20 protein-coding genes, 1 tRNA gene and 1 pseudogene are annotated in these 18,747 nt (G+C 64.4%); 8 read left to right on the plus strand and 14 right to left on the minus strand.

Annotation, left to right across the window (positions count from 1 at the left end):
* Nucleotides 1–1,180: DNA recombination protein RmuC (rmuC, locus tag I6F38_RS19740; protein ID WP_225161505.1), on the minus strand; the 1,180-nt coding region annotated here is incomplete at its 3' end.
* A gap of 170 nt (nt 1,181–1,350) precedes the next feature.
* Between rmuC and def the strand changes: the two genes are divergently transcribed.
* From def to truA, 3 genes are all read left to right on the plus strand, one after another.
* Complete coding sequence (gene def / locus I6F38_RS19745; protein ID WP_038385628.1) at nt 1,351–1,878, plus strand: peptide deformylase; 528 nt, start codon at nt 1,351–1,353, stop codon at nt 1,876–1,878.
* Between the two features lie 134 nt (nt 1,879–2,012).
* Nucleotides 2,013–2,948 (plus strand): methionyl-tRNA formyltransferase, encoded by a 936-nt coding sequence (gene fmt, locus I6F38_RS19750; RefSeq protein WP_225161506.1) that lies wholly within the window; start codon nt 2,013–2,015, stop codon nt 2,946–2,948.
* Nucleotides 2,949–3,058: 110 nt separating this feature from the next.
* On the plus strand, nt 3,059–3,796 hold the full coding sequence (gene truA, locus I6F38_RS19755) for a tRNA pseudouridine(38-40) synthase TruA (protein WP_225161543.1): 738 nt from the start codon (nt 3,059–3,061) through the stop codon (nt 3,794–3,796).
* Nucleotides 3,797–3,994: 198 nt separating this feature from the next.
* Here truA and dapE read toward each other — a convergent pair whose 3' ends face one another.
* From dapE to rpmH, 11 genes are all read right to left on the minus strand, one after another.
* On the minus strand, nt 3,995–5,161 hold the full coding sequence (dapE, locus tag I6F38_RS19760) for a succinyl-diaminopimelate desuccinylase (RefSeq protein WP_225161507.1): 1,167 nt from the start codon (nt 5,159–5,161) through the stop codon (nt 3,995–3,997).
* A 17-nt stretch (nt 5,162–5,178) separates the two neighbouring features.
* Nucleotides 5,179–5,790, minus strand: coding sequence for a DUF805 domain-containing protein (locus tag I6F38_RS19765; RefSeq protein WP_225161508.1), 612 nt, complete (start codon nt 5,788–5,790; stop codon nt 5,179–5,181).
* A gap of 239 nt (nt 5,791–6,029) precedes the next feature.
* Complete coding sequence (dapD, locus tag I6F38_RS19770; protein ID WP_028335932.1) at nt 6,030–6,875, minus strand: 2,3,4,5-tetrahydropyridine-2,6-dicarboxylate N-succinyltransferase; 846 nt, start codon at nt 6,873–6,875, stop codon at nt 6,030–6,032.
* A 255-nt stretch (nt 6,876–7,130) separates the two neighbouring features.
* Nucleotides 7,131–7,820: a pyrimidine 5'-nucleotidase gene (locus tag I6F38_RS19775; RefSeq protein WP_225161509.1), complete on the minus strand. Its 690-nt coding sequence runs from the start codon at nt 7,818–7,820 to the stop codon at nt 7,131–7,133.
* A gap of 190 nt (nt 7,821–8,010) precedes the next feature.
* On the minus strand, nt 8,011–8,997 hold the full coding sequence (locus I6F38_RS19780) for a DUF1036 domain-containing protein (protein ID WP_225161544.1): 987 nt from the start codon (nt 8,995–8,997) through the stop codon (nt 8,011–8,013).
* Between the two features lie 59 nt (nt 8,998–9,056).
* Complete coding sequence (argB, locus tag I6F38_RS19785) at nt 9,057–9,950, minus strand: acetylglutamate kinase (protein WP_016848093.1); 894 nt, start codon at nt 9,948–9,950, stop codon at nt 9,057–9,059.
* Nucleotides 9,951–10,174: 224 nt separating this feature from the next.
* Entirely contained in the window at nt 10,175–10,543 is a 369-nt protein-coding gene (locus I6F38_RS19790) for a DUF423 domain-containing protein (protein ID WP_225161510.1), read from the minus strand.
* Nucleotides 10,543–11,193, minus strand: a complete 651-nt coding sequence (gene yihA / locus I6F38_RS19795) for a ribosome biogenesis GTP-binding protein YihA/YsxC (RefSeq protein ID WP_028340402.1) — start codon at nt 11,191–11,193, stop codon at nt 10,543–10,545. The genes I6F38_RS19790 and yihA overlap by 1 nt, the downstream gene beginning before the upstream one ends.
* Nucleotides 11,194–11,306: 113 nt before the next feature.
* The gene (gene yidC / locus I6F38_RS19800) at nt 11,307–13,178 is read right to left on the minus strand and encodes a membrane protein insertase YidC (RefSeq protein ID WP_225161511.1); all 1,872 of its coding nucleotides are present in this window, start codon (nt 13,176–13,178) and stop codon (nt 11,307–11,309) included.
* A gap of 3 nt (nt 13,179–13,181) precedes the next feature.
* On the minus strand, nt 13,182–13,592 hold the full coding sequence (gene rnpA / locus I6F38_RS19805; RefSeq protein ID WP_057018968.1) for a ribonuclease P protein component: 411 nt from the start codon (nt 13,590–13,592) through the stop codon (nt 13,182–13,184).
* A 32-nt stretch (nt 13,593–13,624) separates the two neighbouring features.
* A complete protein-coding gene (rpmH, locus tag I6F38_RS19810; protein ID WP_008542748.1) occupies nt 13,625–13,759 on the minus strand; it encodes a 50S ribosomal protein L34 in 135 nt (44 codons plus the stop codon).
* A 365-nt stretch (nt 13,760–14,124) separates the two neighbouring features.
* On the opposite strand from rpmH, the gene I6F38_RS19815 reads away from it, so the two are divergent.
* Nucleotides 14,125–15,603, plus strand: coding sequence for a HAMP domain-containing sensor histidine kinase (locus tag I6F38_RS19815; protein ID WP_057018967.1), 1,479 nt, complete (start codon nt 14,125–14,127; stop codon nt 15,601–15,603).
* Between the two features lie 151 nt (nt 15,604–15,754).
* Nucleotides 15,755–15,831: transfer RNA gene (locus tag I6F38_RS19820), tRNA-Arg, on the plus strand.
* Between the two features lie 48 nt (nt 15,832–15,879).
* On the opposite strand, the gene I6F38_RS19825 is transcribed toward I6F38_RS19820, so the two are convergent.
* Together I6F38_RS19825 and I6F38_RS19830 are read right to left on the minus strand one after the other, a co-directional pair.
* The gene (locus I6F38_RS19825) at nt 15,880–16,401 is read right to left on the minus strand and encodes an isoprenylcysteine carboxylmethyltransferase family protein (RefSeq protein WP_225161512.1); all 522 of its coding nucleotides are present in this window, start codon (nt 16,399–16,401) and stop codon (nt 15,880–15,882) included.
* 259 nt (nt 16,402–16,660) lie between these two features.
* Nucleotides 16,661–16,981 (minus strand): annotated as a pseudogene (locus I6F38_RS19830) (recombinase family protein); the annotation flags it as partial.
* Nucleotides 16,982–17,211: 230 nt separating this feature from the next.
* Here I6F38_RS19830 and I6F38_RS19835 point away from each other — a divergent pair.
* Genes I6F38_RS19835 through I6F38_RS19845 form a run of 3 tightly spaced genes read left to right on the plus strand, consistent with a single transcriptional unit; the run spans nt 17,212 to nt 18,720 of the window.
* On the plus strand, nt 17,212–18,021 hold the full coding sequence (locus I6F38_RS19835) for a sterol desaturase family protein (protein ID WP_225161513.1): 810 nt from the start codon (nt 17,212–17,214) through the stop codon (nt 18,019–18,021).
* A complete protein-coding gene (locus tag I6F38_RS19840) occupies nt 18,008–18,295 on the plus strand; it encodes a DUF5658 family protein (protein WP_225161514.1) in 288 nt (95 codons plus the stop codon). Before I6F38_RS19835 ends, I6F38_RS19840 begins: the two co-directional genes overlap by 14 nt.
* A 50-nt stretch (nt 18,296–18,345) precedes the next feature.
* Nucleotides 18,346–18,720, plus strand: a complete 375-nt coding sequence (locus tag I6F38_RS19845; RefSeq protein ID WP_225161515.1) for a hypothetical protein — start codon at nt 18,346–18,348, stop codon at nt 18,718–18,720.
* Nucleotides 18,721–18,747: the final 27 nt, after the last annotated feature.

The following is an 18,747-nucleotide window of genomic DNA, read 5'->3' on the forward strand; positions in this document are numbered from 1 at the left end:
GGTCGGGGGCGGGCTTGACGAAGCGGGGGACCTCGATCGGGGTCTCGGACTTGCTGAAGTCGAGTTCCTCGATGCGGCCGGCGCGTTTCTCGATCTTGTCGGCGGAGATCAGGATCTGCCTGACGTCCTCGTTCACCTGGCCGAAATGGGTCTGCAGCTTGAGCACGCGATCGCGCAGGCGGCCGAGGTCGTCGCCGAGATGCATCACCTCGTTGCGGATCTGGTCGGCGGCGTCGCGAATGCGGGCGTCCTTCAGGATCTGCTGCATCACCTGGATCGCCAGCATCAAGAGCGACGGCGACACCAGCACGACGCGGGCGCGATAGGCCTTCTGGATCACGTCGTCGAAGCCGTCATGGATCTCGGCATAGACCGATTCCGACGGCACGAACATCAGCGCGGTGTCCTGGGTCTCGCCCGGGATCAGGTACTTCTCCGCGATGTCGCTGACATGCTTCAGCACGTCGGCGCGCAGCCGCTGGCTGGCGAATTTGCGCTCCTCGTCGCTGCGCGCATCGTGCAACGCGGTCATGGCCTCGAGCGGGAATTTCGCATCGATGCAGAGCGGGCGCTGGTCGGGCAGGAACACCACGCAGTCCGGCCGCTTGCCCGACGTCAGCGTATACTGGAACTCGAACGAGCCCTTCGGCATGCCGTCCTGGACGATCGCCTCCATCCGCGCCTGGCCGAACGCGCCGCGCGATTGCTTGTTGGCGAGCACGTCGCGCAGCGTCGTCACCTGGGTGGTGAGCTCGTTGAGGTTCTTGTGGGCGTGGTCGATGATGCCGAGCCGCTCGTGCAGCACGCGCAGCGAATCCATCGTGTTGCGGGTCGACTGCTCCATCGACTGGCCGACCCGGTGGGTCACCGAATCGAGCCGCTCGTTGACGGCCCGGGCCATCTCGGCCTGGCGGCCGGCCAGCGCCTGCGCCATAGTATCAACCTTGGCATCGACCCGCCCGGAGGATTCGCTCTGGGCCCGCAGCATGTCGGCGAGGCGCTCCTCCAGCTCTTCGGCGCGGATGGCCTGGGCCATTGCGAGTTCCGCGCCGCGCCGGCTGGCGCGTGCGATCACCACCGCAATGGCGAACAGCAGGATCAGCGCCAGCGCCCCAAGGCCGATCAATGCGTCGGAGACACGGATGGGAAGGTCGCCAATCGTGAGGAGAATCTCGTTCATGCCGGCAGTTGTAGCCGATTCGCGGTCAGGTGCGAACGAAGAGGGAACGTTTATGGCAAATGCATTCCTGATTTTCCGGGTTAATGCGGGGTGAAGAAACGTGGTTAAGGTTGTCCTAACGGGTTCCTGAGCGCATTGACCCCATGAAGTCAGCAGCTTAAATCGCCGCCATGGCATTAAGAGAAATTATCATCCTGCCGGACAAGCAGTTGCGGCTGGTGTCGAAACCGATCGAGAAGGTGACGCCGGAGATCCGCAAGCTGGCCGACGACATGCTCGAGACCATGTATGACGCGCCCGGCATTGGGCTGGCGGCGATCCAGGTCGCGCAGCCGCTGCGGCTGATCACCATGGACCTCGCCAAGCGCGACGAGAACGGCGAAACCACGGCGAAGCCGCGCGTCTTCATCAATCCGGAGATCATTGCGCGTTCGGAAGAGCTGTCGGTGTACGAAGAGGGCTGCCTGTCGATCCCCGAATATTACGAGGAGGTCGAGCGGCCGGCGCGGGTACGCGTGCGATTCACCGATCTCGACGGCACGGTGCATGAGGAGGATGCGGAAGGGCTCTACGCCACCTGCATCCAGCACGAAATCGATCATCTCAACGGCGTGCTGTTCGTGGATTATCTGTCGAAACTGAAGCGCGACCGCGTCTTCAAGAAATTCGAGAAGGCCGCCAAGCGCGCGGCGGAGTAGGCGCGCGCACTCCGCCGTCATGCCCGGGCTTGACCCGGGCATCCACGTCTTCCTTCTGGGAGACCAAAGACGTGGATGGCCGGGACAAGCCCGGCCATGACGAAGATTGGATCCTCCCGGAAGAATCTGACCGCATGCCTCTCCGCCTGATCTTCATGGGCACGCCCGATTTCGCGGTGCCGACGCTGCTGGAGCTCGTAGCCCATGGCCATGAGGTTGTGGCGGTCTACACCCGCGCGCCGAAGCCGGGCGGGCGGCGCGGCCTGCAATTGCAGCCGACGCCGGTCGAGCAGGAGGCGCGCTGCCTCGGCATTCCCGTGCTGACGCCGAAGACCCTCAAGACCCCGGAAGCGCTCGAGGAGTTTCGCGCCCATGACGCGGATGCCGCCGTCGTCGTCGCCTATGGCATGATCCTGCCGCAGGCCATTCTCGACGCGCCGAAGCTCGGCTGCTTCAACCTGCATGCCTCGCTGCTGCCGCGCTGGCGCGGCGCCGCGCCGATCAACCGCGCCATCATGGCTGGCGATGCCGCGAGCGGCGTGATGGTGATGAAGATGGATGTCGGCCTCGACACCGGCGACGTCGCGATGGCCGAGCGGCTGCCGATCACGGACAGCATGACGGCATCCGATCTGCACGACGCGCTGGCGCCGCTCGGTGCCGACCTGATGGTGCGCGCGATGGCGGCGCTCGGGCGCGGCGGCTTGCAGCTGACGAAGCAGAGCGCGGACGGCGTCACCTATGCGGCCAAGATCGAGAAGGCCGAGGCGCGGATCGACTGGAAGCAGCCGGCGCATGCGGTGCTGCGGCACATTCACGGGCTCTCGCCGTTTCCCGGCGCCTGGTGCGAGCTCACCGGCGAAGGCGAGCCGGTGCGACTGAAGATCCTGCGCTGCGAGCTGGCCAAGGGTTCGGGCGCACCGGGCGATGTGCTCGACGACAATTTCGCGATCGCCTGCGGCGACGGCGCGATCCGGATCCTCGAACTGCAGCGCGCCGGCAAGGCGCCGATGAAGGCAGCGGATTTTCTGCGCGGCACGCCGTTGAAGCCTGGCGCAAAGGTGTCCTGAGATTGTCATGCGCGGGCTTGACCCGCGCATCCATCTCGAAAAGAAGCTTGTCCCGAAGACGATGGATTGCCGGGTCAAGCCCGGCAATGACGGCCAAACCAGATTGAATGATGCCCCGCTACAAGCTCACCATCGAATATGACGGCACGCCGTTCTCCGGCTGGCAGATCCAGGACACCGCGCCGACCGTGCAGGGCGCGCTGGAGGCGGCGGTCAAGGCGATCTGTGGCGAGGACGTGCGCGTCCATGGCGCCGGGCGTACCGATGCCGGCGTGCATGCGCGCGGCCAGGTCGCGCATTGCGACATCGCCAAGCATTTTCCGCCCGGCCGCTTTCGCGACGGGCTGAATGCGCATCTGCGGCCCAATCCGATCGGCGTGCTCGCGGCTGACATCGTGCCCGGCGATTTCGAGGCGCGGTTCTCCGCGACCAGGCGGCACTATCTCTATCGCATCACCAACACGCGCGCGAACCTCGCGCTCGACATCGGCCGCGTCTGGCGCGTGCCGCGCGCGCTCGATGCTGACGCGATGCACGCCGCCGCGCAGCGCCTGCTCGGCAAGCATGATTTCACCACCTTCCGCGACACCGAGTGCCAGGCCAAGTCGCCGGAGAAGACGCTCGATCAGCTCGACGTCACCCGTGACGGCGCCACCGTCAACATCGTGACGTCGGCGCGCTCGTTCCTGCACAGCCAGGTGCGCTCGATGGTGGGCTCGCTGGTCTGGGTCGGCGAGGGCCGCTGGAGCGCCGACGATCTCGCGGGTGCGCTCGCCGCCCGCAGCCGCGCCGCCTGCGGCCCCGTGGCGCCGCCGGACGGGCTCTACCTGATGCGGGTGGATTACTAGGCGGTGTGAATGATCTTGTAGGATGGGTGGAGCGAAGCGATACCCATCCTCTCGCCAGGAATGCGATGGGTATCGCTGTGCTCCATTCCTACGATCGTGAGCCTAGTACTGTATCTGGTGCAGGTGGATGACCAGTGGCCCCAATCTCTACTGTGCATGGGGTTGTTTTCGATATTTTTGTCCAGCCGGGCGGCTGGCCTACCCGAAATACCGCTCCAGCACGCCCCGATAGATCTTCGTCAGCTTCTCCAGATCGGCCACCGGCGTGCGCTCGTCGACCTGGTGCATGGTCTGGCCGACCAGGCCGAACTCGATCACCGGGCAATAGCTGGAGATGAAGCGCGCATCCGAGGTGCCGCCGGAGGTCGATAGCTCCGGCCTGCGGCCGGTGATCTCCTCGATCGCGGCGACCGCGAGGTCGGTGAACGGGCCGGGCTGGGTGACGAACACGTTCGAGTTCGACGGTTGCCAATCGATATGGGCGCGGATCCGGTTGCCGCAGGCTTTCACCAGCCGCGCGTCGACCAGCTGCCGCAGGCTCTCCTGGGTGTGGTTGTCGTTGTAGCGGATGTTGAATTTCGCCCGTGCCTGGCCCGGGATCACGTTGCTGGCGGTGTTGCCGACATCGACCGTGGTGAATTCGAGGTTGCTGGCCTGGAACTGCGCGCTGCCGTGATCGAGCGGCTCGTCGCTCAGCGCCACGATCAGCCGCGAGATATCCGGCACCGGGTTCGAGGCGCGATGCGGATAGGCGACGTGGCCCTGCACGCCATCGACCACAAGCGTGCCGGACTGCGAGCCGCGCCGGCCGATCTTGATCATGTCGCCCAGCACTTCGACATTCGAGGGCTCGCCGAGCACGCAATGATCGAATGTCTCGCCGCGCTCGGCGCACCATTTCAGCAGCTTGACGGTGCCGTTGATCGAGACGTCTTCCTCATCGCCGGTGATCAGGAAGGAGATCGAGCCGTTGCCATTCTCTTGTGGCTTGCCGCCATGATCGCTGAGATATTGCAGCACCGCGGCGACGCTGCAGGCGATGCCGCCCTTCATGTCGACGGCGCCGCGGCCATAGAGATAACCGTCCTTGACCTCGCCGGAGAACGCGCCGAGCGTCCACGCGGCTTCATCGCCGGGCGGCACCACGTCGGTGTGGCCGGCGAAGGTGATATGCGGCGCCGAAGAGCCGATGCGCGCATAGAGGTTGTCGACATCGGCGGTGCCGGGCTCGGAGAAGGTCACGCGGTGGACCTCGAAGCCGGCGGTTTTCAGCAGGTTTTCGAGAACGCCAAGCGCGCCGGCGTCGGCCGGGGTGACGGAGGGGCAGCGAACGAGATCGCGGGTAATCGAGACGGCATCACTCATGCGCCTCGCTTAACACGTCACACGGCAGGGGGACCAGCTTTGTGCGGCACGATATCGAGCTCGCTCTGCTGATCCCAGCCGCGCGCGGAGCGCGACCCGCCGTCGCGGCCTTGCCGCACATGGGTTTTCCCGAGCGGATTGGGGCCGTAGCGATTGGGGTAGCTGGTGCCGCGCAGAAAGGCGAGCTCGATGAAGCCCCAGACATAGAGCACGAAGACGATCAGGCCCGCGGCCATCACCCAATAGGATTCATCGGGGAGCCGGTCCGAGAACTGGCTCGTGAGACCCGGGATCGCGAAAAACGGCACCATCCACCAGCCGCTCTTGTCGCGGTCGTGCAGTCGCTTGATCGAGACAGCGACATAGACCCAAACGAACAAGAACGTTCCGCAGGCCTTGACCAGCAATGCCGGCAATCCGGCCCAGCTCAGCGATTTGTAGCTGTCGGGGTCGAAGGCCCGGAAGATGTCGTCGACATTGAAGCTGAACCCGTTCTTGCCGCCGAGGCCGGCCGAGACCGCCAGTAAAGCCAGGAACATCATCCAGCAGACGATGATCAGCCCTGCGAGCCAGAATTTGGCCCGGTTGACGCGGCCCTTGAAGCCGAACAGGTAGTTGGCCCAGTCCATGAAAATAAGCTCCGGGCTGCGGCAATTCTTCGCGGCCCGGAGATATGTCGTTTTCGAGAGGTGCTTGGTTCGAAATGTGATCCGTCACCCCCGCGCAAAGGCTTCGCCTTTGTCGCTGGAGGAGCGCGTAGCGCGTCTCGAAGGGTGAACGGGCACAGTGGGGCCGTCGACCCTTCGAGGGCCGCTGAAGAAGCGGCCACCTCAGGGTGACGGTGATGGCGCGATTTCCGCGGCGCAGATCAATCCCGCAGCAGCTCGTTGATGCTGGTCTTGGCGCGGGTGCGCTCGTCGACGCGCTTGACGATCACGGCGCAGGCGGTGGCAGGTCCCGGCTGGCCGTTCTTCAGCGGCTTGGCCGGCAGGGTGCCGGGCACCACGACGGCATATTCCGGGACCTCGCCGACGAAGATTTCGCCGGTCTCGCGGTCGACGATCTTGGTCGAGGCGCCGAGGAATACGCCCATCGACAGCACTGCGCCCTTGCGCACGATCACGCCCTCGGCGACCTCCGAGCGCGCGCCGATGAAGCAGTCGTCCTCGACGATCACCGGCTCGGCCTGCAGCGGCTCGAGCACGCCGCCGATGCCGACGCCGCCGGAGATGTGCACGCGCTTGCCGATCTGGGCGCAGGAGCCGACCGTCGACCAGGTGTCGATCATGGTGGCTTCATCGACATAGGCGCCTAGATTGACGAAGGAGGGCATCAGCACGACGTTGCGGGCGATGAAGGCCGAGCGGCGCACGATCGCGCCCGGCACGGCGCGGAAGCCGGCGTCGCGGAAACGGTTCTCGCCCCAGCCCTCGAACTTCGACGGCACCTTGTCCCACCACGATGCCTTGCCCGGGCCACCCGCGATCTGACCCATGTCGTTGAGGCGGAACGACAGCAGCACGGCCTTCTTCAGCCACTGATTGACCTTCCACTTACCGCTCGTCTCGCGCTCGGCGACGCGGGCCTCGCCCTTGTCGAGCAGCTCCAGCGCGTGGTCGACCGCCTCGCGGACCTCGCCCTTGGTCGAGGTCGAAATGCCTTCGCGGGCGTCGAACGCGGTGTTGACGGTGGTTTCGAGGGCGGACAGCGACATCGGGACAATCCTTGGCGTATCGGGGATTATGACGGGATTTTGCGGGGCTTTTTCGGAATTTGGGGCCGCGGAGTCAAGGCAAACTCCTCCGTCGCCGAGTGGTCTCTTTTCCGTCGTCCCGGCCAAGCGAAGCGCGAGCCCGGACCCATAACCACGAATGCCAGCGTTGCGGCACGCTGGGGCCACAGCGCGTAGCCAGGCGCAGATTGGTGGTTATGGGTCCCGGCTTTCGCCGGGACGACACCTGTTGAAAGGCTACGGCTTCAGCCGCTGCAAGAAGCCGGTGAGATCGTCCGTGACGTGGTCGACATGGGCGGCGTCGCGGCCTTCGAGCTCCCAGGTCTCGCGCACCACCTCCTGGCTGCCGTCGGGCACGACCAGCACGGTGGTCATGCCGAGCTCATGCGGCACCACCAGGTTGCGCGCGAGGTCCTCGAACATCGCAGCCTTCGCCGGATCGACGTCGTGAAGCCTGAGGAACTTCTGGTAGGTCTGCGGCGCCGGTTTCGGCTCGAGATCGGCGGCGATGATGTCGAACACGCCGTCGAAATGGTTGCCGATGCCGAGCCGGCCCAGCACCGCATCGACATGGTCGACCGAGCCGTTGGTCAGGATCAGCTTGCGCCCCGGCAGTTTTGCGATCGCGGCTCCCATCGCCGGATTCGGCTGCAGCGGCGAGTGGTCGATCTTGTGCACATAGGCGAGATAGTCGTCGGCCTGCGCGCCGTGCTCGGTCATCATGCCGCGCATCGTGGTGCCGTAGCGCAGGTAGTAGTCCTTCTGCAGCCGCCGTGCTTCCTCGGGAGAGATCTTCAGCCAGTTGCTGACGAACTCGCCGATCCGCGCATCGACCTGCTGCCACAGGTTGACGTGATGCGGGTACAGCGTGTTGTCGAGGTCGAACACCCAGGTCTCGACATGGCCGAAGCTGCGGGGAGTATTCATTGTGGCTCTCCACTTGTCAGCGTGAACGTCGTTCCGCCCTCCGCCGTCGTCCTGGCGAAAGCCAGGACCCATACCGCGGAATCTATCAATGTGGCACGGTGCTCGTCGTTCTTCGCCAAACGCAGTCTTGTGGTAATGGGTCCTGGCCTTCGCCAGGACGACATCGATGTTTGCGGCCTCATTATCTTCATCACGGCATCGCAAAGCGCAGCGTCTTGCCGCCGCTGGTCATGTCGACGGTGGTGAAGCCGAGCGCGGCGAGGCCGCGGGTGCTGCAGTCGCCCTGTTCGTTGATCTCGAACTTGCTTTCGCGGGTGCAGAGCTGGACCCCACCGCCCCAGTTCAGCGGCTTGTCCTTGATGCGGATGGCCCGGTTGTCGTTGTCGACCGCTTCGGCAAACGAATAGATCTGCTTCGGCGTGCCTGATACGTCGGGATGCAGGCACTTGCCGGGGTCGATGCGATACCAGCCGCGGCTGGTCACCACCTTGCCGTCGTCGGTTGCAACCGCGGCCATCACCTTGTGCGGCGTGTCGTTGCACCAGGTCAGCCCCGATGGCGACGGCTTCTGCACGGCATCGATCATGGTGGCGAAGAAATTCGGCGACTGCACGATGTCGCCGGCGAGCCCGCGGCTCTTCAGGAAGGCCGCCAGCGCACTCTGGGTCTTCGGCCCGTCGACGCCGTCGATCGGCGCGGCATCGTAGCCCGCGATCACCAGCAGGCGCTGGATGCCGGCGAGGCGCGCCTGCTCGTCGTCATATTCGCTGTCTTCGGCGAGATAGGCGACCAGATGGCCGTCGTCGGTCTTGGTCGGCGTGATCTGGGTGAATTGCGCGGGCATCTGGCCGGAACGGCATTGTCGCGCGGCGGCGATCACGAAATTATCCTGCGCGACGCAGAGCGTATCGGTGCCGTTCTGCGGGATCGGCGACGCACCGTAGACGCCGAGCGCGCGGGCATTCAGCAGCACGCGGTCGGCGGTGAGCGCGCCCTGTACCACGACCCGGCAGGTCGCGGGATCGATGCGGAACCAGCCGCGTGTCGCGGTCGCGGCCTTATCGTCGATGCCGATCGCGGCCTCGATCACATAGCTCATGCGGTTGCAGAGCTTGAGGTCGGCATGTGCCGGCGCCGACGAGAACAGGAACGACACCAGCGCGGCGGGCAGCGACATCGCGAGCCGCGCCGGCAGCGACCGGCGAGGAATCCTCGCCGTGTGTCCCGCGTCTGCCATTACTTGTGGATCAGCGTGCCGGTGCCCTGGTTGGTGAAGAGCTCGAGCAGCACTGCGTGCTGCGTCTTGCCGTCGATGATCACGACGCCCTGCACGCCCTGTTCGAGCGCGTAGATGCAGGTCTCGACCTTCGGGATCATGCCGCCGGAAATCGTGCCGTCGGCGATCAGCTTGCGGGCTTCCTTGATCGACAGGTCCGGAATCAGCTTCTTGGACTTGTCGAGCACGCCCGGCACGTCCGTCAGCAGCAGCAGGCGCTTGGCCTTCAGCGCGCCCGCGATCGCGCCGGCGAAGGTGTCGGCGTTGATGTTCAGGGTCTGGCCGTCCTGCGAGGTCGCGAGCGGCGCCAGCACCGGGATCAGCTCATAGCCGATCAGCTGATTGAGCAGCGTGAGGTCGACCTTTTCGGGGTCGCCGACGAAGCCGAGATCGATGGCCTTCTCGATGTTGGAATCCGGATCGACCATGGTGCGCGTCGTCTTCGACGCCTTCACCATGTTGCCGTCCTTGCCGGAGAGGCCCACGGCCTTGCCGCCCGCCTCGTTGATGTAGCCGACGATCTGCTTGTTGACCGAGCCCGCCAGCACCATCTCGACGATTTCGATGGTCGCGGCGTCGGTGATGCGCAGGCCCGCGGCGAATTCCGACTGGATGCCGAGGCGCTTCAGCATGGTCGCGATCTGCGGCCCGCCGCCATGCACGACCACCGGATTGATCGCGGTCTGCTCGAGCAGCACGATGTCGCGCGCGAACGCCTTCGCGGTGTCCTCGGCGCCCATGGCATGGCCGCCATATTTGATGACGATGGTTTCCTCGTCATATTCCTGCATGTGCGGCAGCGCCTCGGACAGGATGCGGGCCTGATCGAGCGGGCTGATGTGCTGGTCGGTCATGAGGCTGGTCTCGTCGTCAGCGGAGGGGTGGCGCGGTTCTATCTGATTGGCGGGCAGGGCGCAAAGCGGTCTTGACCCTCTCCCCTTGTGGGAGAGGGTGGCTTCGATGCGACTGCATCGAAGCCGGGTGAGGGGTCTGTCTCCGCGGATAGAGACCCCTCATCCGGCGCGGATTGCATCCGCGCCACCTTCTCCCACAAGGGGAGAAGGAAGTATGGCGGTCATCACCGCTTCGGCCACACCGCCGCGACCGCCAGTGCCAGCCAGCTCAGGATCAACAGCGTTCCGCCGGTCGGCGCAGCCATCGGAAACAATCCATGGCCGGCATATTGGCGCAGCACGAGGTCGCCCGCGAACAATGACGCCGCGATGACGAACCCGGCCGCCGCCACGACTGCGAGCTTCGCATGGATGATCGCGCGATCCGCGACCGCGATGGCCGCGACGACGGCGGGCGCATGGAACAGCAGCATCGAGGATGCCGCCGCCAGCCGCGTGGCATCAGGCAGATGGGCTGCGGCCGCCGCCAGCATCACGCCGCAGGCGCCCATGATGGCGGCAAGGCCGATCAGGAGGCGGGATGCGCCGCTCATCAGCGCCGTTCCTCGATCAGGCGCACCATGGCGGCACGCAGCTCCGGCATGCCGTCGCCGGTGCGCGACGAGGTCACCAGCATTTCGGGGAAGGCGGCTGGATGTTTTGCGAGCGTTGCTGACGTGTCGGCGATGACGGTCTTGAGTTCGCCGGCCTTCACCTGATCGGCCTTGGTCAGCACGACCTGATAGCTCACCGCGGACTTGTCCAGCGTCTTCAGCACGTCGAGATCGACGTCCTTGATGCCGTGGCGCGCGTCGATCAGCACGTAGACCCGCGCCAGTGTCGCGCGCCCGAGCAGGAATTTGTGGATCAGCGCCGTCCACGACGCCACCTTGGTCTTGGGCGCCGAGGCGTAGCCGTAGCCGGGCATGTCGACCAGGCGGAAGCCCGCCTTCTCCGGCCCCTCAAAGAAGATCAGCTCCTGGGTGCGCCCGGGCGTGTGCGAGGTGCGCGCCAGGTTGCTGCGGCCGGTCAGCGCGTTGATCAGGCTCGACTTGCCGACATTGGAGCGGCCGGCAAAGGCGACCTCGAGGCCGGCCATCGGCGGCAGCGTCTCGATCGAGGGCGAGGCCCAGATGAAGCGCCAGTCGCCGGCGAACAGCTTTCGGCCTTGCTCGATCAGCGCCGCATCGGGTTCGGTGCTCATGCGCGGCGCCCCACTCTCGTTCCGTCATTGCGAGGAGCGAAGCGACGAAGCAATCCATTTCTCCTCGTGTTGAGGCGTGGATTGCTTCGCTTCGCTCGCAATGACGGTGCTACCTAGGTCGTCTTCTTGGCGAACGTCGCCTTCAGATTGTCGAACAGCTCCACCTTCACGCCATTCTTGCGCATGATGAAGCTCTGCTGCAGCACCGACAGCAGGTTGTTCCAGGCCCAGTAGATCACGAGACCCGCCGGGAAGCCGGCCAGCATGAAGGTGAAGATCAGCGGCATCCAGTCGAAGATCATCTTCTGGGTCGGATCCGGCGGCGCCGGATTGAGCTTCATCTGGACCCACATCGTGATGCCCATGATGATCGGCCAGATACCCATCACCAGATAGGCGCCGAAATGCGGTCCGAGCAGCGCGATCGGATCGAACGGAATCAGGCCGAACAGCGTGAACAGATTGGTCGGATCAGGCGCCGAGAGGTCCTTGATCCAGCCGAAGAACGGCGCGTGCCGCATTTCGATGGTGATGAACAGCACCTTGTAGAGCGAGAAGAACACCGGGATCTGCAAGGCGACGGGAAGACAGCCCGCGATCGGGTTGATCTTCTCCTTCTTGTAGATCTCCATCATCTCCTGCTGCTGCTTCACGCGGTCATCAGGATAACGTTCCTTCAGCGCCTGCAGCTGCGGCTGCACCGACTTCATCTTCGCCATCGAGGCGTAGGACTTGTTGGCGAGCGGGAAGAACAACAGCTTCACGATCACGGTCACCAAGAGGATCGCGATGCCGAAATTGCCGACCAGGCGATAGAACCAGTCGAGCGCCAGGAACATCGGCTTGGTGATGAAGTAGAAATGGCCCCAGTCGATCAGGAGATCGAAATGGTTGAGGCCAAGCTGCTTGTTGTAGCCGCCGAAGCCGACCAGCGGGAAGTTGAGGCCGACCGTGGCGGCCTCCTTCGCGCCGGCGAACAGCCGTCCGTTGGCAACGCCGGTGCCGCCGATCGGAATGGTCTGCGCGCCGAGCATGTAGTCGGTCTGGTAGCGCTTGTCGCCGGTCGTGAAGCGGGCGCTTTCGAGCGTTGCGGTGGTCTCCGGCAGCAGTGCCGTGGCCCAGTATTTGTCGGTGATGCCGAGCCAGCCGTCGGTGACCTTCGTGAACACGATGCCGCGCGAATTTCCGCCGGTCGAGGTCTTGGCCTCGTCGATGTTCTTGTAGCTGAATTCCTGCAGGCCGTGTTCGCCGAGATAGCCGATCGGGCCTTCATGCAGAATCGCGTAGCCGGAGACCGGCGGCTTGCCGCCGCGCGAGATCAGACCGAACGGATACAGCGTCACCGGCGCGCTGCCTTGATTGATGACCTCGTCCTTGATGGAGAACAGGTAGCGATCGTCGATCGAGATGGTGCGGCGGAAGGTCAGGCCCTGGCCGTTCTCGTATTTCAGAATCACCGGGGTGCCCGGCGACAGGCTGTTCGATCCCTCCTGCTGCCAGACGGTTTCGGCGTTCGGCGTCTTCACCGATGAGCCGTTGGCGGTCAGCCACAGGAACTCGGCATAATAAGGCTCGGCCGTGCCCGACGGCGAAAGCAGTACGACGGCCGGCGATTTGGGATCGACCGTCTCGCGGAACTGAACCAGCGCCAGGTCGTCGATCCGGGCGCCCTTCAGCGCGATGCTGCCGGTGACGCGCGGGGTCTCGATCTTGATGCGCGGGCCGGAGGCAAGCACCGTCTCGCGGCTCGCGACCGGAGCGTCAGCAGCAGGCGCGCCGGGGGCCGGAGAGGGGGTCGTCGAGGTGCCCGGAGCGGTGCCGGGAGCAGCACCCGGGGTCGCCTGCGGCGCCGGCTTCTGCAACTCCGCCTGGCGCTGCGCTTCGCGCTGCTTCTCCATCTGCGGCACATTGTAGAAGTATTGCCAGGCGATCAGGACGAGGCCGGACAGAATGACGGCAAGGATCGTGTTGCGGTTGTCGGACATCTCTTAGGGTCTCGTCATTCCATTCGGATTGGGCGCGCTCTTGTTACCCGCCTTGTTGGTACCCGTCTTGTTATTACCCGTGTTGGGCGCAGGCCGGTCGAGGCGGCGCAGCGCCGACCGCAGGTCGTCAAGCATGGTCGCAAAGTCGCGGGTCAGCGCGTCACGACGGCCCACTAGCACATAATCATGGTGCGGCCGCATGAATACGGCGTCGACCTGTCTCATCACTTCGCGAAGCCGGCGGCGGATGCGGTTGCGCTCGGTCGCGGTGCCGTTCTTCTTGGTGACGGTATAGCCGACGCGGATCGGGCCCTGGTCGTCGCGGCGGCGGCCCTGCAGCACAAAAGCTGTGGTATTCGCCCGTGCGCCATTGGCAACGGCGAGGAAATCCGCCCGCTGCCTCAGCCGATCCATAATGGGTATCTCCGGAGAGGAGACGTCCGGGCTCAGGCGCTCAGGCGCTTGCGGCCACGCGCGCGGCGCGCAGCGAGGACCTTACGGCCGCCGGCCGTGGCGAGACGGGCGCGGAAGCCGTGACGGCGCTTGCGCACCAGTTTGCTGGGTTGATAAGTCCGCTTCACGGGTAATTCTCCGCTGACCGGGCAATTTGCCGTTGTATTGAGATGGAGTCCGGTGATGCTGGCGGGCCCAAACGAGCCGTTGACGGCCCCAAAGAGCCGCCCCCGGGTCAAGAACCGGGCCATCGCGGACAGTTGGCGCGGCTTATAAGGGAGCGCCCTGTTTTCGTCAATGTCACAGGACGTCGCAAAAAGGCTTCTTCGAAACGTCGTAATTGGGGCGAATATATCTGATTTCGCGGGGTATTTGACGGTATGGAGACGCTTTGGGGCGTTCGGGGAACCGTCCACATTAGCGATCCGTAATTTGACCGGCTTGGGGGCCGGGCCGCATCTTCTGACCCCTAAGCCAAACAAGGCCTTATCTTGTGGCTCTAACTGACGATCAGGCGACCGCGCAGAAGCAGCGGCCCAAGCCGTCCCCTCGGCTCGGGCTGTCGGGCAAGCTTTTGCTGCTGACGATTCCCCTGGTGATGATCGCCGGGCTCCTGATCTACGTCCCGGCCATCGCCAACTTCCGGATGAACCGGCTCAATGACCGCCTGGCCGCCGCCAATACCGCGGCGCTGGTGCTCGATGCCGCCCCGTCCGGCCTGGTGCCGGATTCGCTGGCGCGGCAGATCCTGACCAGCATCGGCGCCCGTGCGGTCGCCATCAAATTGGGACAGCAGCGCAGGCTGCTCGCCAGCGCCGACCTGCCGGCGGCGATCGACCATGACGTCGACATGCGGACCATGACGGTGTGGTCGGCGATCGTCGATGCCTTCGAGATCATGCTGGAGCACGGCGACCAGACCATCCGCGTGGTCGGACCCGCGCCGGGCCAGGCGCAATTCATCGAGGTCGTGATCGACGAGAAGCCGCTGCGGCAGGCGATGTACCGCTTCTCGCGCAACGTCCTGGTCGTCGCGCTGTTGATTGCCGGCCTGACCGCCGGTCTGGTCTATCTGGCGCTGCATTATTTGTTCGTGCGCCCGATGCGGCGGCTGACCGCGAGCCTGGTCGGCTTCCATGAGAATCCGGAGAGTTCGGCGCGAATCATCGTGCCGAGCCAGCGCGGCGACGAGATCGGCGTTGCCGAGCGCGAGCTGTCGGACATGCAGCGCGACCTCGTCTCGATGCTGCATCAGAAGAGCCGGCTTGCGGCGCTCGGGCTCGCCGTCTCCAAGATCAATCACGACCTGCGCAATCTGCTGGCGTCCTCGCAATTGCTGTCGGACCAGCTCGCCAGCGTGCCCGACCCGCGGGTGCAACGCTTTGCGCCGAAATTGTTGCGCTCGCTGGAGCGCGCCATCGCCTTCTGCCAGTCGACGCTTTCTTATGGCCGCGCGCAGGAGGCGGCGCCTGATCGCCGCGTCATCATGGTGGAGCCCGCGGTCGCCGAGGTGCGGGAGTCGGCCGGGCTTGCCACCGATGTCTCGATCACCTGGATCAGCGCGATCGAGCGCGGCCTGACCATCGACGCCGACCCGGACCAGCTGTTCCGCGTGCTGCTCAATCTGGTGCGCAACGCGGCGCAGGCGCTGGAAACCCGGCCCGCAGGCGACGGCGGCGCGCAGCAGATCCGCATCACCGGCCGCCGCGAGGGGACGGTTGCGATCATCGAGGTCTCCGACACCGGTCCGGGCGTTCCGACCAAGGCGCGCGAGCATCTGTTCGAGGCATTCCAGACCTCCGGCCGCCCCGGCGGCAGCGGGCTTGGTCTTGCGATTGCCGCCGAGCTGATCCGGGCCCATGGCGGCCACATCCATCTGGTCGAGGGCACGATCGGCGCCACCTTCCGGATTTCGATCCCGGATCGCCCGGTGGAACTGCTGTCGGTCCGCAGCGAGCGGGCGAGGGCCTGAGGCCGTTCCGGTATTCCGGGGCGGCTAAAGCCGCGCCGAAATTGGCGTTTCCAGACCTTGCCAACCGGACCCGGAGCCTGTAGCTAGAGCGCTCTTTCGCGACGTTCCGGGGCTCCCGGAGCCATGAGGGCTCAAGCCCACCCGCGAAAATGCGCCCGTAGCTCAGCTGGATAGAGCATCAGACTACGAATCTGAGGGTCGGACGTTCGAATCGTTCCGGGCGCGCCATTTTACGACAGAGCACGCTACCACGCCCTTCCCGCGGTGGCGCCCGCGTCACGAATGATTCCGGCGTCGTGCGGCTCGCCAGGGCGTGAGCCGCGGAATCCAGCGCGGGACATTGGCCCGGAAATCCTCGTACTCCGTTCCGAACATACGAACGAGCGCCGGCTCCTCGTACCCCACGACAAACGCGTGGAAGGCGAGCCACACCAACACACCGTACCCAAGAAGGCGCTGGTCGCCGAACAAGACCGCTTGGCCCAGAATGACGGCGACAAGGGCAACGTAAATAGGATTGCGCACATAGCGATAGAGACCCGTCACCACGAGGTTCTGCGTCGGTGCGATCGGCGCCGGCGTGCCCAATCCTTGCAGCGCAAAGCGTGCAAACGAGTCGACAAGCCCGGGTAGACCGGCGACGATCAACAGGATCCCGACGGCGCGCGTCGCGTCGAGATCGAAGAAGGGCGGCCGAAACTCCCAACGCGTAATCCACCAGGGAACGAGCCCCGCCACCGAGCTGGGCGCAACCGCAAAGAAGAGGGCAGAGCCCAATACCGCGATCGTTTTCGGCATGGGCACCTCCTTCCCGTCCTGTCGCAAGGCGGTCGGCAAAATTGAACCGTTGCATCATAGCGCCACGGCGAACACGTAGTGGCCATCTTCATCGGCCACGGCGCGCCATTCACGCAAGCTCCCATTGGTTCGGGCAGCTGATGCGTGCTCGTCTTCAGTAGAACATCCCCAGACACTTCTGGATCGATTGCGTTCCACTGCACTCACACAGCCCGTGGTCGCGGTTGGAGGGCGCTGTGGGTGTCATTGGCTTCCCTCCTCAGTCCTCAAGAGCCCGGTCAACCGACGCGCGGCCAATCTTGAGCGCCTTCGCGATAGCGGACGCTCCCATGCCTTCAGCCTTGAGCGCCTTCACTTTGGCGGTGTCGATGGACGCTTTGTGGCCCTGGTAGACCCCGCGTGCCTTGGCCTCCGCGATACTCCCAAGCTGCCGCTCTTTGCGGAGGTTGGTCTCGAACTCGGTGAACACACCGAGCATGTCCAGGAAGCACTTGCCCGCTGCTGTGCTGGTGTCGATGGGTTGCTCTGTATAGCCCCTCAGGGATGCACCACGCGCCTTCACGGTGCGCACAATGTCCTGCGGGCGGGCGCGGGGTTCGCTTCAGCCGGCTGTCGCCGCACCGGATCGGGGACCCCGTCCGGAAAAATGCGCCCGCGCGGGCCAGAATCGGGCCGAAGGCGAGGGCCGCCCCGTAAAAACCCTGCTTGCCCCCGCCGGAGCGTTGAGAAAAAATAAGCTTTTTTAGCTTATAGGCACAGAAATGTTTTTATTCTTATTGTCTGTCCTTTTGAACCGGCGAGTCATCCCTCATGCAGAGTGACATCGCAAACGCCGTATTTTATGCGGCCGTGTTTCTGGGCATCGTCTACACCAGCCGCATCCTGGAAAAAAGATGGCCGATTGCGGACGTTCCCTACGCCGAGTTTCGCGATGATTGGCTCGCGGTGATCGTGAGCCTCGGGTTGTCGTCCATGCTCGCTCCGATCGCGGCGATCACCGCGGGCAAAATTGCGAGCTATACCGGTCTCGGTTGGATCAAGCTGCCGACCGACGGTTACTGGTGGTACGTCTCACTCGCGATCATCGTGGTTGCATTCGATCTCTACAAGTACACGTATCATCGCCTTCAACATGCGATCCCCTTTCTATGGGCGATGCACTCCTTCCATCACAGCGCGAACGGCGTCACGTTCATTACCGGCGGCCGGCATTTCTGGCTGGAGAGGGTGTTGTCCGACGCCTTTCTTCCGATCATGGCGATCCTGTTCCGCATCCCGCCGGACATGGTGATCGCGGTGGGATTTATCTTCTTCATGCCCGATGCGTGTGCCCATCTCAACGTCCGCATTCCGCTCGGTCGGTATGTGACATGGATCAACAATCCGCAATGGCACCGGATCCATCATTCGGTCCTTCCCGAGCACAGGGACAAAAATTTCGCTGCCTGCTTTCCGTTTCTCGACATTCTGTTCGGCACGGCCTGGATACCGAAGCCGGGCGAATATCCTGCAACGGGCCTCGTGCCGGCCGAGCGCGTGGACATCATCAACAGTGTGATCTGGCCAATCCGGCATCTTCGGCATTACTGGCATCGGGAGTCTCGGAATGAATTGGGTTAAGGGTCTTTTGGTGCTCCTCGCGCTGCTGCTGGGTTACGCCGACCTTGAGTCGACGAATGTGATCCTGAGTCTCGGATTGGGTGAGTTGAACCCGTTCATGCATCTGGCGCAGACGTGGTTCGGTGTATGGTGGCTGGTGCCCAAGCTTGGCTTGACGTTCGTGGTCACGTGGCTGCTTTGGCGGAGCAACAACGTTTACAACATCGCTCTCGTCGTCGCGTTCTGCTCCACGCCTGTTCTGAACAATCTCGTCATCATCGCGGGCACGAACTGAATCAATCCCTTCGCCGGTTGCCGCAACCGGCGACGTCAGGAGGATCAGCGATGTCGGACAGGTTCGTCGTCGCCTGCATGGTCTGCTGTGCCCTGATCCTGGGGGCTACGGGGGAGACCGTGCACGCGCAGACGCCGTCGAACTGCAAGGAGCCGCAGACCGGCACCAGCCGCGTCCCGATGCTGTCGCCGCCGCTGGCCAATGTGGTGACGGGCACGGGTCGGCTGCAATTCTACTCGGCGCCGAATCTGCACTGTCCGATCCGCGGCGTGTTCGTCATTCCGAATGACGCACTGATCGCGTATGCGCAAACCAAGGATGGCTGGTCGTCGGTGATGTATCTCAATCCGGGGACGGGCAACGACGTCTCGGGTTGGGTGAGATCGGCGAGACTGAAGGTGACCGGAACCGTCGGACCGAAGTAGCTCGCGACCAGGACCGCAGCAGTCGCG

Source organism: Bradyrhizobium sp. BRP56 (assembly GCF_020194035.1).
Lineage (GTDB): Bacteria > Pseudomonadota > Alphaproteobacteria > Rhizobiales > Xanthobacteraceae > Bradyrhizobium > Bradyrhizobium australafricanum.

Coding starts and splice junctions, on each gene's coding strand:
- def (WP_038385628.1), top strand. CDS start 1,351: ATGGCATTAAGAGAAATTATCATCCTGCCGGACAAGCAGTTGCGGCTG.
- fmt (WP_225161506.1), top strand. CDS start 2,013: ATGCCTCTCCGCCTGATCTTCATGGGCACGCCCGATTTCGCGGTGCCG.
- truA (WP_225161543.1), top strand. CDS start 3,059: ATGCCCCGCTACAAGCTCACCATCGAATATGACGGCACGCCGTTCTCC.
- dapE (WP_225161507.1), bottom strand. CDS start 5,161: ATGAGTGATGCCGTCTCGATTACCCGCGATCTCGTTCGCTGCCCCTCC.
- I6F38_RS19765 (WP_225161508.1), bottom strand. CDS start 5,790: ATGGACTGGGCCAACTACCTGTTCGGCTTCAAGGGCCGCGTCAACCGG.
- dapD (WP_028335932.1), bottom strand. CDS start 6,875: ATGTCGCTGTCCGCCCTCGAAACCACCGTCAACACCGCGTTCGACGCC.
- I6F38_RS19775 (WP_225161509.1), bottom strand. CDS start 7,820: ATGAATACTCCCCGCAGCTTCGGCCATGTCGAGACCTGGGTGTTCGAC.
- I6F38_RS19780 (WP_225161544.1), bottom strand. CDS start 8,997: ATGTCGCTGCCCGCCGCGCTGGTGTCGTTCCTGTTCTCGTCGGCGCCG.
- argB (WP_016848093.1), bottom strand. CDS start 9,950: ATGACCGACCAGCACATCAGCCCGCTCGATCAGGCCCGCATCCTGTCC.
- I6F38_RS19790 (WP_225161510.1), bottom strand. CDS start 10,543: ATGAGCGGCGCATCCCGCCTCCTGATCGGCCTTGCCGCCATCATGGGC.
- yihA (WP_028340402.1), bottom strand. CDS start 11,193: ATGAGCACCGAACCCGATGCGGCGCTGATCGAGCAAGGCCGAAAGCTG.
- yidC (WP_225161511.1), bottom strand. CDS start 13,178: ATGTCCGACAACCGCAACACGATCCTTGCCGTCATTCTGTCCGGCCTC.
- rnpA (WP_057018968.1), bottom strand. CDS start 13,592: ATGGATCGGCTGAGGCAGCGGGCGGATTTCCTCGCCGTTGCCAATGGC.
- I6F38_RS19825 (WP_225161512.1), bottom strand. CDS start 16,401: ATGCCGAAAACGATCGCGGTATTGGGCTCTGCCCTCTTCTTTGCGGTT.
- I6F38_RS19835 (WP_225161513.1), top strand. CDS start 17,212: ATGCAGAGTGACATCGCAAACGCCGTATTTTATGCGGCCGTGTTTCTG.
- I6F38_RS19840 (WP_225161514.1), top strand. CDS start 18,008: ATGAATTGGGTTAAGGGTCTTTTGGTGCTCCTCGCGCTGCTGCTGGGT.
- I6F38_RS19845 (WP_225161515.1), top strand. CDS start 18,346: ATGTCGGACAGGTTCGTCGTCGCCTGCATGGTCTGCTGTGCCCTGATC.